This is a genomic window from Bordetella pseudohinzii (genome assembly GCF_000657795.2).
GTDB classification, from domain to species: Bacteria; Pseudomonadota; Gammaproteobacteria; order Burkholderiales; family Burkholderiaceae_B; genus Bordetella; species Bordetella pseudohinzii.
In genome coordinates this window covers 26,677-40,573 of sequence record NZ_JHEP02000019.1, presented here as the reverse complement: position 1 = coordinate 40,573, position 13,897 = coordinate 26,677, and the positions used below count along the sequence as shown (strand labels likewise).

The window sequence follows — 13,897 nt, the reverse complement described above, 5'->3', positions numbered from 1 at the left end:
GCGACAGGGATGGGAGGTGGCTGAACTTGGGTGGCTCCACAGGACTATTCGTTGTCGTCGAATCGATTGCGCCACCACCAAGGCCTGGCCAGCACCCGCGGTCCTCGCAGGAAGTGCAGCATCTTTCCCCAGATGACGGCGACGGTCAGGCCGAACCGGGCTAATACAGCGTAGCATGCGATCACACCGATGGCCGTATAGAAAGTCCATGTCTTCATGTGGAAGAGCCATATGAACAGGGGGAGATAGGCTACGCAGGGAATCCCGAGAGCTTCTGGCACCCGAGACGCATCACGCCATATGGATATTTTCATAGGTTCTCCATGCGCTTCCTGTAAGCCCTATTGCCGGCGAGCTCGATGAACTCGTCCTTAGCGATGCGCCCTGCTCTGTAGAGAAGCCAAGCCTTATCATCTAGCGTCGCACTGGAAGCTTCCAGTTGCTGTCGCAACATCGGCGCCCACCGCTCGAAGGGCTCCTCCTGCAGCCTATTCCGAAGATCACGATCGAATACAACATATTCTCGGATTGCTTGGCGTTTTCCGTCCGTGGTCTTCACTAAGCGCTGGACCACGATGACGCGCAGTGCCCCCATGAGCCGCGCTGCAATGGCGCTCTGTTGCGCCGGCGGATAGACCTGGATAATACGGTTGATTGTCTCTGCTACGGATTCCGTATGGATCGTGGCATAGCACAAGTGCCCTGTGAGGCCTGCTTCAACCATGGCGTCTATCGTCTCCAGATCTCGCGCCTCTCCAATGCCAATGATGCTCGGCGCGCGCCGCATCGCATTCTTCAGGCCAAGCGCAAATGTCTCAATATCTCGACCGATTTGCGACTGGGCTGGCTGCGGCCCTAACCAGTGGCTGCCGCCAAGGACGAACTCGATCGGGTCTTCATATGTGATGACTTTTCGATCCGGCATCTCACGGCCGGCAAAGCCATAAACTCCAGCTTGCAGTGTTGTCTTGCCTGACCCCGTAGGCCCACACACCAACACCAGGCCCATGCCCGGATAGAGACTCTCGAACAGATCCGGCTCGATGTCCATCTTCAGGATATCGGGCAGTTCTGTCGGGATGATGCGCATGGTGATGGCGTAGGCCTCGTCGACCTTGGCCACCCTACCTTGGATGAAATTGCACCGGAACCTCAGTGCCTTTCCGCGCTCTACTCCGAAGGCTTCGCCTGATATCTCCAGCGCGCGATCCGCGCCACGCCCCGCCCGTATATTCGCTTCGACCTCGGAGTTCCATAGTTCCGCGATGATTTGAGACAGATGTCCTTGCTTAATCGTATGCGAAGTCACTCTGCATTGCCGGCCATGGATCTGGGCCCAGACATAGTCTCCGCCTTGGATGAGGACATCCGATGCTTCGTGGTCGGAGCAGAATTTGAGCATCTGCCGGAGCTCATGCCCCGAAACATCACCTCGAAAATTGAATAGTTCCATTCAATCAGTTCACGTATACAATTGCGCCGTCCGGAATTCCTATAGGCAAAGCTCTGCCAGCTGCAGCCGAAGTGCCAGAGACCAGTCTACCGTTGACGGCAACACCTACTGAGCTAACGATTCCGCCGTCTGGGTAAAGGCCGAGGTCTGCAATGCTAGGACGCGGCGTAGGCGGCAGGAAGTAAGAGAACGACTCTCCTGTCTGCACATAGGCCCTGAACTCTTGGGGCTTCGCCAACCAATCAGGCAGTTGCAGGGCGCCATCGGCGACCGTTCCGGTCGCCGATGGATTCGCACGCGCATATGCGACCACGGCCGCGCGATACGCAAGAAACTGGCCGCCGAGAACCTCAACTTGCGCGGAGCTTTGGGTCGTCTGAGTATGAGTGCCACTATTGATTGAGGAGGCCGAGACGATGATGATCACGCCGAACGCTAGAGGCCAGAAGAAGATCGACATATCAGCGCCAGATGCTCTTCCAAATGTCTGCGGATGATGCCGCGGCGCCGCCTCCATACGCAGGGCTTGCAGAGACCATGCCTCCAGTCATGTCACTCACTTGGCCTGTCACGGCCCCGACCGCCGAACTGATTTTTCCACGGACCGCATAGCAGACCTTGTTAATCTGCTGGTTTATCAAGTCTCCTAACGAAGGAAATGCACTCGTAGCGCTGATGCCGGAGATCCCTCCGACACACTGTTGAAGCATATCCGACCAGTCCATGTTCTTCTTGGCCTCCTCCACGGCCACGCCCATATCTCGTTCGTACCCCTGTTGTGCGCCTTGCGCAGCAGCGGACCCTGCGCGGCAGGCGGCAGCAGTGGCAACGCCACTTGCCGCCGCCAGCAGCAGGCCGGCTACCAGCACCAGCAACTGCCTCTTCATTGCCACCTCGACCGATTAGGCCGCTTGGCGCGCTGCTGTGCGGCGCGCTGCGGGGCGGGACACACCGGGCCGTTGTTCCGGCGCAGGCTCGTCGGCTTGGTCTGCCTTGGCAGACTTAGCCGTCTTCGGCCGCTCTACGCGCGGCGAGCTGAAGCCCAGCCTTGCGTGCATTTCCGGCGTGACGTGTTTGGTAATCCGGGCACTGAGGGTTTCCCCGTCAATATTGAACAGCACCGTGTCGAAGAACACTTGCTTGCTGTCCCGGCGCGAGTTCATGGCGTTTCCGTAGCCCACCTCACGCCAGCCCTGATCATCGCCCTTGCCCACTCTCTCGGACAGTTTGAGAAAGCCGGGCTTGATTTCCCCTGTGTCGGGATTGGGTTTGCGTCCGTTCATATGCGCGATCACGTCCCGCTTCCGTCCGTGTGCGACAACGTACCCTTGCAGGTAGTCGCCTTTGCCTTCGAAGAGAAGCACCGTCGTCTCGTAGTCATCGCTCCCCTCCCTGCGTTGAGCGCCGCGCAAGATCAGCTTCGGCTCAGCCTTCGCGTCGTGTTCCTGTTCATTCGCCATCATCGGCTCCTTAAAGGGCGCACACATAGAGAATTGCCTGTCGTGCGCCATAACAGGCAAACTGAAATCAACGGGCGAACCTGGTCGACCTCATCGAGCTCCCTGCAGCGTGCTTTTTCGGCGCCGCCGTTGTCTGGGTCGCTGCAGCGGCGACATCCATGCCGGCCGCCGCGCGCAGCTTGCGCTCCACGGTCGGATCACTGGGCGCAGGCCTCGGATTGCCCGCCGCATCGAACCACCAGGCTTTCCCCTTGTCTGGGGCAGGTCCAAGCTTTCGCAGCTGCTCTTCCTTTTCCCTTTCGGAACGCGCGCTCGAGCTGATGATTGCTGCCTGTGACTGCCACCAGGCATACGCATTCACACAGCGCGTAGCCTCCGATGTATGGCCTTTCGGACCCCTTGCTTCGCTGGCTGGCCCTCTGGACGAGCCGTATTCACTGCCTTCGATTCCATTCCGCGGCGCGCCGGATGTCCTCCCGGCAGTCGAGGGTTGCGCATTCTGCTTCGCGGCACGTTCGGCACCCCGCGCCTTGATCAGCTCATCCTTCAGCGCCTGCTGAGCGGCATTCTTGAGCCGAACGTCAATGTCGTGCCTCACGATGATTTCGAGGGCGCGGCGTTGAAACTCCGCATCGCCCGTGAGTTCGATCGCGCCGAACTTCTCCTTGGCCAGCAGCAGAGCCACAAGAATCGCCTCTTCATTGCGGTCGGCGCCTGGCTCCATTAGCAACTGGCTCCCGTGATCGACGAAGATGTTTGTCTTGTCCAGCTGATAGACGACCCGCCCATCTTGCTGTGCCTCATAGCTGCAGCGTTTGAGCAGCTCAGCGAAGATTTCGGTGCTCGTCTTCGCCTGCCCTTCGGAATCAGTCTGACGCTCAGGCGTCTGCCCAAGACCCTGCATAAAGGCCATTTGGCGCTGGGCGAGATGTGCAATCTCCTGGGATACGGTCCAGCTGGACACATCGTCCGGAACGGGCACCTCGTCAGCAAAGGCTAGCAATGGGGTCGAGCCGCGAGTGATGCGGCAGACTTTGCGACCCATAAAGGCCGAAGCGTCGCACTGGCGGACCAGCGCTTCGCTGACCAAAAAAGCGGCAATTTCCAGTTCATCGGGCGCATTGGATGCTTGGGCCCGCGGCCCCTCTCCACTTGCGAAGCCGTTCATACTCGATTGGGACTGTGTCCTCATGCAGGTTTCTCCATCGGGCTACAGGTGGCCACGCGACAAAGTGCGAAATAGGTGCCCCCTCGTCTATTTTGTATTATATGTATGATTCAGAATTCCCGCGAGATGCTGTTCTTCTCACGATGTGCAATAGCCACCCTATCTAGTTTGTATTTGCTATCATTTACGGATGAGCGATACCATGCACGACTCCCTTCAGCGACCCCTCTGCGGCCGTGATCTCGAGCGCTGGAGACTAGAACACGGTCTCAAAAAGACGGTCGCCGCGGATCTATTCGGACTGCCCTGGACGAAGTGGGACAAGCTGACTGACCCGGCCAACGCCGATGCTCCGTTGACCGATCCTGTCGTAGCGATGTTATTGACCGTGTATAGAGAGTACCCAGGGGCGGCCCCGCTCCAGGAGTCCCCCGAGATTAAAGATTTTTATGCCTTTCTTGGCTTTGAAAACACTACCCAAGATAGGGAGGCCTTTGCTACGCTAGTAGGTCGCTCCGTGCCATCTATCTACCGACTCTTACAGAACGATGGTAATCCGGGTCGTCCGCTGCTTCGGTGGATCGAAGCCATCAAGCGGCTCAACCTCCCCCCTAAGCAAAGCATCAAACTCATGACTGAAATCGCTACACGGGTCAGCTCACGCAACAGAGCCCGTGGGCCCGAGAAAGACAACACGGAAACATAGTTACTCATGACCGCTCAGGCGTCCGGGCAATCCAGCAGCGTAGAGCTCTCGACCATCTACTTTTTCAAGAACACCCTACCCGCTTCGATCCCGCTGCATCAATGCGGCCTGCCTCTTGCCGAGGCTATTCCCAATTCCATCTCGGCCTACTACGGCTATCAGGCGCGCCTGGAAGGCATTGTCGCTGCTCGCGAGTACGCCCAACAGAATGGATTAAAGTTCACAGCTGTGGACTTTTCCGTCTCCCTGGACGAAAGGCCGAATTTACGTCAGATGACCACTCAGGATCTGGCACACTTCGATTTCCTCAGCTTCCATAAACTGAGCAGGTCCATGATGGACGATGTCGTTGTTGTTTTGAAATCCGGTCTGCAGGCTCGTGGGATTTCGATCGAGTCTCTCGATTTCAAAAGGCCACAGCTCGTCTTGGCACGCCATCCTGCACTTATCGAAGATCTGCAGGCCCAGGCGGCCTGGCAGCATGTCAAGATGATCGCTCATCCCGCGCAGCTCGCCTTTAGCGACAGAATCTACAACGTCGCCACCGTGCCCTACCGGCACTGGGCTCGGATCACCGAAGCATTCTGTCGTATAGACCCGCTGCACATCAGTTTGGAACCGCCGGCGCCGGCGGCCAGGCCCGACGCACCCGGCGTCACCCGGAGCCTCGGCCACCGGCCTAATGCACCATCCAAGCCGTCAAGTCGTTAGATCTCGGCCAGTGCCCACGGCTATTCGAAGCGGATCTGCTTGAAATTCATGCCTTGACCCTTTTCCAACAGCCTAATAGCCCCGCTTCGTTGAGGCCGAAGGAAGCGCAGCTTGTCCTTCTCGATTTTGAGCTTGCGGGCCGCGTCGTCCCAATCCGCTGTGGCCAGGTTCAACAGAAGCAGTGTGCCGGCGCCTTTGATAAAGTCCTCGCTGAAGTGTGCAGGCGATTGCCCTGCCAGGAGGATGGCCAAGCCGAACTTTCGCATCTCGTTGACAATTTTGTTGACCGGATTATGTGGATCCTCGCTATTGAAGATTTTGCTTTCATCGAGCACGATGAGGCGCCGGAGCTGGCCGCCTGACTCTCCGCGCTGCATCATTTCCCTGATTATCGCCTGCAGCCGAAAATGCACGAACATGACGAGCTCCGCCGTCGACGAAGCCAAAGGCTTGATCACATAGCGCCGAATACGAGCATTTCCAAATGGTGGCGGATTGGCATTGAAAAGTCCCAGCGCGACTAAATTTTCCAGGCGGGTGATAGTGCTCTGCAGCACGTCCTTGTTCCCATATTTGATTGTCTCTTCGAGCTCACGCCCCGATTCCAGCGCGTCCAGGTAGGCCGCATGCGCCTGCAACGCCTTGTCCTTCGCCGCCGCGAGGCGCTTCTGGTCTTCATCAGATTGCTCAGCCCTCTGGCAAAGCGCAGCCGAGGATTTGAACGACCGCATTGCACGGCAATACGCATCAAAGGCCGAAAGCACCGCAGCCCCTCTTCCCGAATCCTCGACTCTCAAATAGAGCGCGCGAAGCTTGCGCTTCGCCATGCGGATAACATCTTCTAACGTTGGGTATGTGGCACGCAGCGTGCCCCAATCTTGGGCAAGCTGCAGTGCTCTGATCTCTTCCTGTGTAGCTTCCCTTCGCTTCCACGATTGGGGCTCGTCTTGCAGAATTCCGCGGGCCGCATAGGTGTCGGTCAGCAGGTTCCGCAGCACTCCTTCTTGATTCCCCCCCAGCACACGCCCCGTCTGCGTCATCGCATTTAGCACGTCGCTAATGCCACGCCGCACGCCGCCATAATGCGGGTCCGGGTTGAGGACCAAGGGGTTGTAGCCATAGCGCGTGGCCTCACTGAAGACTACCGACTGCGCGCCTGGAATCTCTATGTCGCCGTGATAATCAAAGAGATCAATTTCCACATGAGGCGGCATTCCTTGCACAAACTTACGTATCCAATGTGTCTTCCCGGCCCCGCTGGTGCCGGCCACCCCTACGTGGTGATTGATCACCCGGTCTTCGACCCAGAAGATAGGAACGCGCGTCTTCTCCTTGGTGTATTTCCAGTCATCAATGCCCAACAGAATCTCACCAGTTTCCACGCTCAATCCTCTTCCGGGTACTCATCTAGCTTGTTGTAGTCCACTGCCGCCATCAGCTCCGGCGATTCGGGTTCGACCGGGCGATGAAAGAACGGGCTCGTACCATTGCGCTGCGCTTCTCGCATTGCCTGCAGTGCGGCTTCATATAAAACAATCCCACGCTCAATGGCTGTGACAGCGAGATCCGTGCTTGCGCTGAGCCTACCTGCCACCTGGCTCACCGCTGCAAGGATCGGATCATCCAAATCCGGGTAACTCGGCCTCCTATCACTTGCCAACAGCCTAGCCACCGTCTCGGAAGCATGGCGCGCATTGTTCGCGGAGGGCTTGGCGCCAGCGGCCGCGAGCCGCGTAAACTTCGGTCGCTCAATCTGAAGCAGTCGATTGATTCTGGGCGCAAGCACTTCCGACTGCTTGAACTCATTGGGAATATAGTAGGATGCTGCAGGCACCACGCTGTCTTTAAAGATGACCAAACCTTCACCCTGCTGGAGTTTCTTCAGCTCCTTCAGCGTGACGCGATCCTTCTCCTGGATATTGGCGGCTCCCTGCGCCTCATATGAAGAGAGCAGCATACCGCTCGACTCGTTGTACCCGGCCAACACGCTGTAGTACCCTTGGCCCCCTGATTTTCGTATTAGCTCAAAAGTATCGTCAGCGTCCTCGAGGGCAAGACACCACTTCACCTTCGTATTGGCAATCAGAGACGCTGATTCGTCCTTCGCTTCTCCGCGCTTCAAGCCCTGCACATCTTGAACCGCAGCTACCATCATGCAGTTCAATTCGCGTGCCTGGGCAAACATAACGGCCATACCGACGGCGAACCAATAGGCCAGCTCGTCATTGATGAGGAGCTTGGGATATCTTCCGACCGAACCGCGCTTCTCCAGAACCTCGGCCTTCTTACCTTCCAGCTGATAGCCGAGGTTCATGCCCATGGAGAGCCGAATCGCCGACGCATATAGCTTGCCCACCGCGGCAGCCTCTTCCGGTGACTTCGACAAAGAAGGAATCAGTACCACCAGGATCCGGTTGTTCATCAGCGTATCGTTGACGTCGATTTCAGGATACTTGTCCTGAAAGATGTAGCCATACTGGTCCGTCAACAACGACAGAACCCGCGTGAACTGCCCTGTCAAGTAGCCGTGCTGGTTATAGACCTCTTCATTCCACTGCGTTGGGTCATGGGCCAAGGCGGGTACGAAACCCGGAAGTCCCGTCTCAAAATAGGCCTTGATCGGCAAGTATGCCAACTCGGGAAGCAGCCCCTGCTGCCCCTCTAAATAGAACTTGACCAGGTTCGGCAAGGCAAGGGCGTCGCGGATAACCTGGACCGATATCTCCAGCTCGCCCTGTGCTCGCTTGAACGCCAGGATGCGCAGCACCGCGTCGATCATGTTGATGGCCTTGTCCCGCCACTCAGCACCGTTTCCCTCCGCCTTTACCAGCATCGAAACCAGCAACTGCAGCAAGAAGTCAAATGGGCTCGAGCCGAATGGATTGAAACTATTACTCTGCCAAAGCATGACAATGTTCTTGACGATCAACTCTTTCTGCAGGCGCTCAACCTCAAATGGATCGATGCCTCCGGTAAGAAAGTTCAACAGCTGGAAGTTGTCCTCCTGGCCGTGCCGGCGAGCAAGGCCCCATATAGAAAAAGGAAGCGCCAGGCTGGCCTTGCCATCCCCGTAAAGCACGGCCGAGCACCACGTCATCGCGTTGTCGACCATTCCGAGCAAGGTTTCTGTCTTGCCTGAGCCAGTTGTGCCCGCAACAAATGCATGCGTGCGGCAGTCGGAATTGGTCAACCAAAGTTCCCGCCCGACTTCGCTAAGGTCCGGCGTGCGTAGATACCCCAGATAGAGCATGCCTGCGGCGGGAAGGACCTTGCGCATGATCTTGGACCTGCGCATCAAGCCCCAGAAGGCTCTCTCCACAATCCGCTCTTCCACGAAATCCGTATGGTCCAACCCGCCTATGTCTTTGGGCATTCGCAACGGCATGCGGAACTTCTGACCATCGAAGCTCATTCGCAGTGTCCATACCAGAACAACCCACCCTGGCCAAAATGCTGGCCAGTACAGCTCTAGGCCCAGCAGCACGAGCATCGCATTGCGGAAATTCTGCGGCCTATAGAGCGTGGAAAACAGCCGCTGACCCAGCGTGCGGGTATCCCGCCGCAACTTTTGAATCTCAAGTTCCTGGCCAGAAGAATCCACCATGATTTATCTCATTTTCACGCGAGAGCCGACGACGCAAGCTTCAACGCCCGCAGCTGCGCCGGCGCCAATGCCGTGACCGGCACAGTGCTGACCCCCGCATAGATCATCATGCCGTAGCAGTCCGCGAGTACGGAGACTTCGCGGGAAATTGAAATACCGTCGGTCCCGTTTGCCTGGGCGCGCCAATAGTTGATGGCCGTCTCGATCTGCTGGATCAGTACGTGAGGGCACGGAGTTCCAGTCACGATGCTCTCCACTTTGTATGTTCTGTAGCAAGGGGAATTCGGGTGACGCGCTCCAGGTGTGCAGACAAAGCCTTCGCGTACATGGGCGCATCCTTGATAAGGTTGAGGCACTCCCTCGCTTTGCCCGCTGCAACAACCTGGCATTCAGGGACTGCAAGGTCTAGGCCATGGCTGACATACCTGGCCAAGACCTGGCTCAGGGGCAACGCTGAAGCCAGCAGGCTTTGCCACTCAATGATCCCGTAGCATCGCAGAAAGGAGTCCGGATCGTGGTCATCAGGTAAGAAAGCAAATCGCGCCGACTTGCCATCGCCCATCGCAGCCAGGAAAACCTTCGCGGCGGCCAGCGAGGCCTTGCGGCCCGGCCCATCACCATCGAACACAAATACAATCTCATCTGTGAGTTGCAGGAGGCGCAGCACTTGAGAGTGGCTGATTGCCGTGCCCATTGACGCCACTAGGCACATATCGCCCGCCTGGTGCCCCTGGATCACATCGAAATAACCCTCCACCACCACAGCTCGCTTCTGTTTGCGGATCTCGCTCTTCGCCAGATGGAGGCCATACAGCTCACGCTCCTTGTGGAAGAGTTCTGTCTCGGGGCCATTCAGGTACTTTGGAATATGATCGGCCTTCGTCAGCGATCGACCGGCGAAGCTTACGAGATGCCCCCGCTCATTCCGAATAGGGAACATCACACGATTGCGAAAGCGGTCGTACACGCGGCCGTGCTCTCCCTGTACCGCCAAGCCAGCAGCGAGCAATACCTGATCGGGCCTGCGCAAGAGCTGCAACACGCCGCGCCCGACGGCCCCAAGCTCGAATTTTTGGATGATCTCCGGCTTCAGGCCGCGCTCCTCGCGCAGGAAAGCGCCGGCCATCGGGCTCTTGGCCATACCGCTCCAGTAGATCCGCTGCGCCTCGGCCAAAGCTTGGTACAACGGTGCCAGGTGCTTGCGCGACTCTCTGGCCTGCCCGACCTCCGCCCTTGGTAGCTCTATCCCTGCGTGCCTGGCCAATTGCTCGACGGCCTCAACGAACGCAGTGCCGAAGCGCTCACGCACCCACTGCACTGCATCGCCCGTCTTGCCGCATCCCCAACATTTATAGAATCCCTCGGCAGGGTCGATCTGAAATGACGGCTTCCTGTCTTCATGAAAGGGACACTTCCCGACGTACTTTCCGCCGGTGCGGCGTAGCTTGACCCGCTCGCCGACCAGGGCAACGAGATCGACCTTCACGCGAAGCTCCGCCAAGAATTCGTGCGAGTATCGCCGTCCCTGGCTCATTGTCCACGCCCTGACTGCATCCAGGCGTCTAGGGCTTCGGCAGTGTGGGGTATCCACTCGGGCACCTCTTGACCCAGCCCATTGAGAATGGTTGGCGTCCCTCGGAACTGCAGCGCACGAAAAACCTGATCGTTATCGCCAACTGCCTGACGGCAGGCCTCGCTTGCCTCACCCGCGGGCATCACGACACCTTGCAGCGCCTTTTCCCACCATGCGGTGCGCTCCGCCGGCGGCATGCACAGCACCTGTTCGCCGATACGCAAGGATGATTCTTCGCCCACTACCGAGACGGGAAAGAGATGTACCGTGTACTTCTCACCTAGCGTCTTCAGTTGTGAATCGAAGCGACGGCAATAAATGCAATTCGGATCGGAGAAAACGTAGAGGGTCTGCCGTCCACTCTGATCGCCATGAGCGGCATAGGGGACAGAGTACCTTCCTTTCGCGACCGCATCGCCTAGCAATTGGGCGAGCTTCGCAGGCTCAAGTACCGGCTCCCGTTGCGCCCGAGCAGGGGTAGCGGATTGTGGCGACGGCGTAGCAGGTCGCAGCTCCTGCTGCTTTGTAGCGTTTCCAACCGCCGGCGGCATACTGCCCGGTTCTTCAGCGGACGCCAGGTAAAGGTAGAGGCCTTCCAGCACGGCCAGCAGGATGATCGGAGAAACAATCCATGGCAACCACCGCTTCCAGCGCGCATTCTTTACCCGCCTCTCAGGGATCTGGGCGCTCAGCGCTTCCGATGCAACCCCCAGCGCATTTTCTGCCAGCGCTTCGGTCGGGAATCGCTCGACGATCACATCATCCCGGTCCGTGAAGCGCGCACGAAGCTCAGAGCCCTCACGATAGAGACGGCAATAGTTGCCGAGGCTCAAGACGCACATCGACTGCATAATCCCTGTTAACCCGAAACGCATTACCAACTTTTGGTCGCGGAGTTGGACAATGTCATGGGGCCTTAGCATTTGTCTGTTCCTTTGAAATGAGCTTGATCTTGACTAGGTGGCCATGCAGGCCGTCGATCGCATCGTCGACATAGGGCTCCGGAAGCTCATAGCCAACATCGGCAGCGAACTGCTCCCAGAGCGTTTGCGTATAGACACCAGCATTCTCGACAAATGGGGCTTGCCGTCCGGTGCAGTTAAGCGTGTACCAAAGCGTCCGGTCCATTCCCTTGAGCCAACGGAAATTCACGCTGGCGAAGTCGCCGGCACCAACAGACGCCAGCGAAGCACTGGTAACGACCTCGAGATTGCCCGAGTAGCACGCCCGCTTGTGCAGCGCCGACATGAATGTCCGTTCATACGAATGTTGACGGAGGAGGGCCTGTATTTCGGGATGATCCGCATACTTCTTGAAAGTCTTCTCTGCGAGTGTCAAGTCGGGGTAGCCAGGCCGACCTTCAAAGGTATGGTGATGGCAAGACTTATTGAGCGCATCGAGCAGATCCAGCGCCTTGTCCCGGTCGCGCGCTCGGGAACAGACCTGCTGCGCGAAAACGGCGAATAGGGCGCGGGCGGGACCGCTCAACTCATGTACAGACTCCATCCGTCTGCCGAGCTGTGCGATAAAGAGGCGCCTGCATTTATGCCGATCCAGCTCATGGTTGATCAGCACGCCGTGCTCAGCCACCCACTCTTCAGGGTGCTGAGACCAACGCTGCTCCGGTGGATCGGTGTTCAGCAGGTCTCCGTAGTAGAGCACCGGAATACCGGCCGGCTGATGTTGAGCCATCAGCCAGGGCAAGGTTTCGACAGTGATAACGCGCCGGGTCTTCATTGCTCGATGCCGATGCGCCGCGACCATGGCTCGAATCGTCATTAACACAGGCAAGGGTACGAAGAAATAACCAGCTGTGTTCAGCACAGCCACGAGTTGACCAAAGCTGAGCGCTTGCGGGTTCCTAGCGAGCTGTGCGACTTCCGTCCGCCATTGCCGAATTGCGCGTGGCATGAATTCCCAATCCAGCCAGCCAAGCTGGGTCCATGCCCACTTCAACCCGTAGTAACTGAGCTCGGCGTGGCGTAGATACCAGATCGCAACCCCAATCGCCGCCAGGCCTAGGCTCAAGCCCAGATAGATGGTGCCCATGTCGCGGAATGGGCCGCGCGGGGATGGCGTCGCCATGATCAAAACCTCAGCGAATTCTTGTACACACGCTGGATGTACTTGTATTTGAATTCCGGCGTGCGGGAATGGTAATGACCCACGCCATCCCAAAAACTGCCGCCGGCTTGGTTAATCTCATAGCGCAAGATGTAGGCCCCCGCTCTTACCGAAAAGCAGAAATCATTCGTCAGCATCTCTGCCGTCACGCCGAAATCCTTCGCCAGCCGGTTCAGCCAGACGGTGTTGATCTGCATTGGCCCGTAGTCAATGGTGCCGTTCTTGTTCCGGCTCTGCGTGCCGACGCCGCCGCCCTCGGTCAACCACAGCGCGATCAAGCCCCGGGGGGGCAACGAATAATCGTGAGCGGCCTGGTAAACGCAGGCCGGCAGGCTTTGCACGGTGGCAGGCATTGGCAGCATGGCTCGTCTTGATCCAATTTCGTATCGTGTATATGATACAAAATTAAATGGCAAATACAAACCGGTGGTTCGCCGCCAACACCTATCTGGCGGTCTGCTCAGACAATCGCTCAAGATGCGCACCACCGACTCGCGCACCTGGATTACAGATGCGCGAGTCATCTCGAGCTGCCTCTAAGCCTGGTTGGGCAGCATGATGCGTACCAGTTACAAGTGGCGGCGTGCCGACGCTGGCGGAGACGCAATCGTGCTCCCCCAGGATGCATTGACTGTGGCAGCAGTGTCGATTCCCACCGCCTTCTCCATACTCAACATCACGACGGCCGCTCACAAATCATGACCACCAGTGCACCTCGGGCAGGGCAACCCGAAATCTCCCAGATAAAAAGCACCCCTGCCTATCTCCTTCATACCAACGACGGTCGTCAGATCCCCTTTCTCATCGCCTTGCTCCTGTTCGACCAGCAGCGGCGACCCACACTGACGCCGGCTGTCGTCTGCGCAATCAACCGCACGATTGACCTCACTGGTCGAGAAGGCCTAGTCACGCGCACGGTCCTCGTTGGCGAATCCATAGAACAGGTCATTCAGACCACCGTGCTGCAGGCGCTGGCCATCCCCGGAGCCATCTTGCTGTACCGGTGCCAAAGCGCCGTCGTCGCGGAGAATCTGATGGGCCATCTACTAAGCGCGCACCACATCACGCTCTTGAAGGATTCCAAGGAGGCTCTATGAA

At 57.9% G+C, this 13,897-nt stretch carries 16 protein-coding genes; 3 read left to right on the top strand and 13 right to left on the bottom strand.

Going from position 1 to position 13,897, the window contains the following annotated elements:
- Positions 1–44: 44 nt before the first annotated feature.
- The 6 genes from icmT to L540_RS19345 all read right to left on the bottom strand — a co-directional run bounded on the left by icmT (position 45) and on the right by L540_RS19345 (position 4,105).
- Positions 45–314, bottom strand: coding sequence for an IcmT/TraK family protein (gene icmT, locus L540_RS19365; protein WP_043215417.1), 270 nt, complete (start codon positions 312–314; stop codon positions 45–47).
- Positions 311–1,453, bottom strand: a complete 1,143-nt coding sequence (traJ, locus tag L540_RS19360) for a plasmid transfer ATPase TraJ (RefSeq protein WP_043215416.1) — start codon at positions 1,451–1,453, stop codon at positions 311–313. Before traJ ends, icmT begins: the two co-directional genes overlap by 4 nt.
- A gap of 4 nt (positions 1,454–1,457) precedes the next feature.
- Positions 1,458–1,913 (bottom strand): type IV pilus biogenesis protein PilM, encoded by a 456-nt coding sequence (gene pilM, locus L540_RS21655; protein WP_165590437.1) that lies wholly within the window; start codon positions 1,911–1,913, stop codon positions 1,458–1,460.
- Position 1,914: 1 nt separating this feature from the next.
- Positions 1,915–2,340 (bottom strand): hypothetical protein, encoded by a 426-nt coding sequence (locus L540_RS21845; protein WP_053073259.1) that lies wholly within the window; start codon positions 2,338–2,340, stop codon positions 1,915–1,917.
- 15 nt (positions 2,341–2,355) lie between these two features.
- Entirely contained in the window at positions 2,356–2,916 is a 561-nt protein-coding gene (locus tag L540_RS19350) for a hypothetical protein (RefSeq protein ID WP_131726060.1), read from the bottom strand.
- Positions 2,917–2,980: 64 nt separating this feature from the next.
- Positions 2,981–4,105: an LPD7 domain-containing protein gene (locus L540_RS19345; RefSeq protein WP_043215412.1), complete on the bottom strand. Its 1,125-nt coding sequence runs from the start codon at positions 4,103–4,105 to the stop codon at positions 2,981–2,983.
- 178 nt (positions 4,106–4,283) lie between these two features.
- Between L540_RS19345 and L540_RS21650 the strand changes: the two genes are divergently transcribed.
- Positions 4,284–4,787 (top strand): hypothetical protein, encoded by a 504-nt coding sequence (locus tag L540_RS21650; RefSeq protein ID WP_082149708.1) that lies wholly within the window; start codon positions 4,284–4,286, stop codon positions 4,785–4,787.
- Positions 4,788–4,793: 6 nt separating this feature from the next.
- Complete coding sequence (locus tag L540_RS19340; protein WP_053073258.1) at positions 4,794–5,498, top strand: hypothetical protein; 705 nt, start codon at positions 4,794–4,796, stop codon at positions 5,496–5,498.
- A 20-nt stretch (positions 5,499–5,518) separates the two neighbouring features.
- Here the strand turns inward: L540_RS19340 and L540_RS19335 are convergent, their stop codons facing one another.
- The 7 genes from L540_RS19335 to L540_RS19305 all read right to left on the bottom strand — a co-directional run bounded on the left by L540_RS19335 (position 5,519) and on the right by L540_RS19305 (position 13,152).
- Positions 5,519–6,880 carry a helicase HerA domain-containing protein gene (locus L540_RS19335; protein WP_043215689.1) on the bottom strand — a complete coding sequence of 454 codons (1,362 nt, stop codon included), beginning with the start codon at positions 6,878–6,880 and terminating at the stop codon, positions 5,519–5,521.
- A gap of 2 nt (positions 6,881–6,882) precedes the next feature.
- A complete protein-coding gene (locus L540_RS19330; RefSeq protein ID WP_043215408.1) occupies positions 6,883–9,102 on the bottom strand; it encodes a hypothetical protein in 2,220 nt (739 codons plus the stop codon).
- A gap of 14 nt (positions 9,103–9,116) precedes the next feature.
- Entirely contained in the window at positions 9,117–9,347 is a 231-nt protein-coding gene (locus tag L540_RS21925; RefSeq protein WP_043215406.1) for a DUF3717 domain-containing protein, read from the bottom strand.
- Positions 9,344–10,636, bottom strand: a complete 1,293-nt coding sequence (dnaG, locus tag L540_RS19320) for a DNA primase (RefSeq protein ID WP_043215404.1) — start codon at positions 10,634–10,636, stop codon at positions 9,344–9,346. The genes L540_RS21925 and dnaG overlap by 4 nt, the downstream gene beginning before the upstream one ends.
- Positions 10,633–11,508, bottom strand: coding sequence for a thioredoxin fold domain-containing protein (locus L540_RS19315; protein WP_167352879.1), 876 nt, complete (start codon positions 11,506–11,508; stop codon positions 10,633–10,635). The genes dnaG and L540_RS19315 overlap by 4 nt, the downstream gene beginning before the upstream one ends.
- A gap of 73 nt (positions 11,509–11,581) precedes the next feature.
- Complete coding sequence (locus tag L540_RS19310) at positions 11,582–12,760, bottom strand: secretion/conjugation apparatus DotM-related subunit (protein ID WP_043215401.1); 1,179 nt, start codon at positions 12,758–12,760, stop codon at positions 11,582–11,584.
- Between the two features lie 2 nt (positions 12,761–12,762).
- Positions 12,763–13,152 (bottom strand): lytic transglycosylase domain-containing protein, encoded by a 390-nt coding sequence (locus L540_RS19305; protein ID WP_231584895.1) that lies wholly within the window; start codon positions 13,150–13,152, stop codon positions 12,763–12,765.
- 345 nt (positions 13,153–13,497) lie between these two features.
- Here L540_RS19305 and L540_RS19300 point away from each other — a divergent pair, with 345 nt between their 5' ends.
- Entirely contained in the window at positions 13,498–13,896 is a 399-nt protein-coding gene (locus tag L540_RS19300; RefSeq protein WP_048026662.1) for a hypothetical protein, read from the top strand.
- Position 13,897 lies beyond the last annotated feature (1 nt).

Coding starts and splice junctions, on each gene's coding strand:
- L540_RS21845 (WP_053073259.1), bottom strand. CDS start 2,340: ATGAAGAGGCAGTTGCTGGTGCTGGTAGCCGGCCTGCTGCTGGCGGCG.
- L540_RS19330 (WP_043215408.1), bottom strand. CDS start 9,102: ATGGTGGATTCTTCTGGCCAGGAACTTGAGATTCAAAAGTTGCGGCGG.
- L540_RS19350 (WP_131726060.1), bottom strand. CDS start 2,916: ATGATGGCGAATGAACAGGAACACGACGCGAAGGCTGAGCCGAAGCTG.
- dnaG (WP_043215404.1), bottom strand. CDS start 10,636: ATGAGCCAGGGACGGCGATACTCGCACGAATTCTTGGCGGAGCTTCGC.
- L540_RS19345 (WP_043215412.1), bottom strand. CDS start 4,105: ATGAGGACACAGTCCCAATCGAGTATGAACGGCTTCGCAAGTGGAGAG.
- L540_RS21650 (WP_082149708.1), top strand. CDS start 4,284: ATGCACGACTCCCTTCAGCGACCCCTCTGCGGCCGTGATCTCGAGCGC.
- icmT (WP_043215417.1), bottom strand. CDS start 314: ATGAAAATATCCATATGGCGTGATGCGTCTCGGGTGCCAGAAGCTCTC.
- L540_RS19340 (WP_053073258.1), top strand. CDS start 4,794: ATGACCGCTCAGGCGTCCGGGCAATCCAGCAGCGTAGAGCTCTCGACC.
- L540_RS19305 (WP_231584895.1), bottom strand. CDS start 13,152: ATGCCTGCCACCGTGCAAAGCCTGCCGGCCTGCGTTTACCAGGCCGCT.
- L540_RS19310 (WP_043215401.1), bottom strand. CDS start 12,760: ATGGCGACGCCATCCCCGCGCGGCCCATTCCGCGACATGGGCACCATC.
- pilM (WP_165590437.1), bottom strand. CDS start 1,913: ATGTCGATCTTCTTCTGGCCTCTAGCGTTCGGCGTGATCATCATCGTC.
- L540_RS19300 (WP_048026662.1), top strand. CDS start 13,498: ATGACCACCAGTGCACCTCGGGCAGGGCAACCCGAAATCTCCCAGATA.
- traJ (WP_043215416.1), bottom strand. CDS start 1,453: ATGGAACTATTCAATTTTCGAGGTGATGTTTCGGGGCATGAGCTCCGG.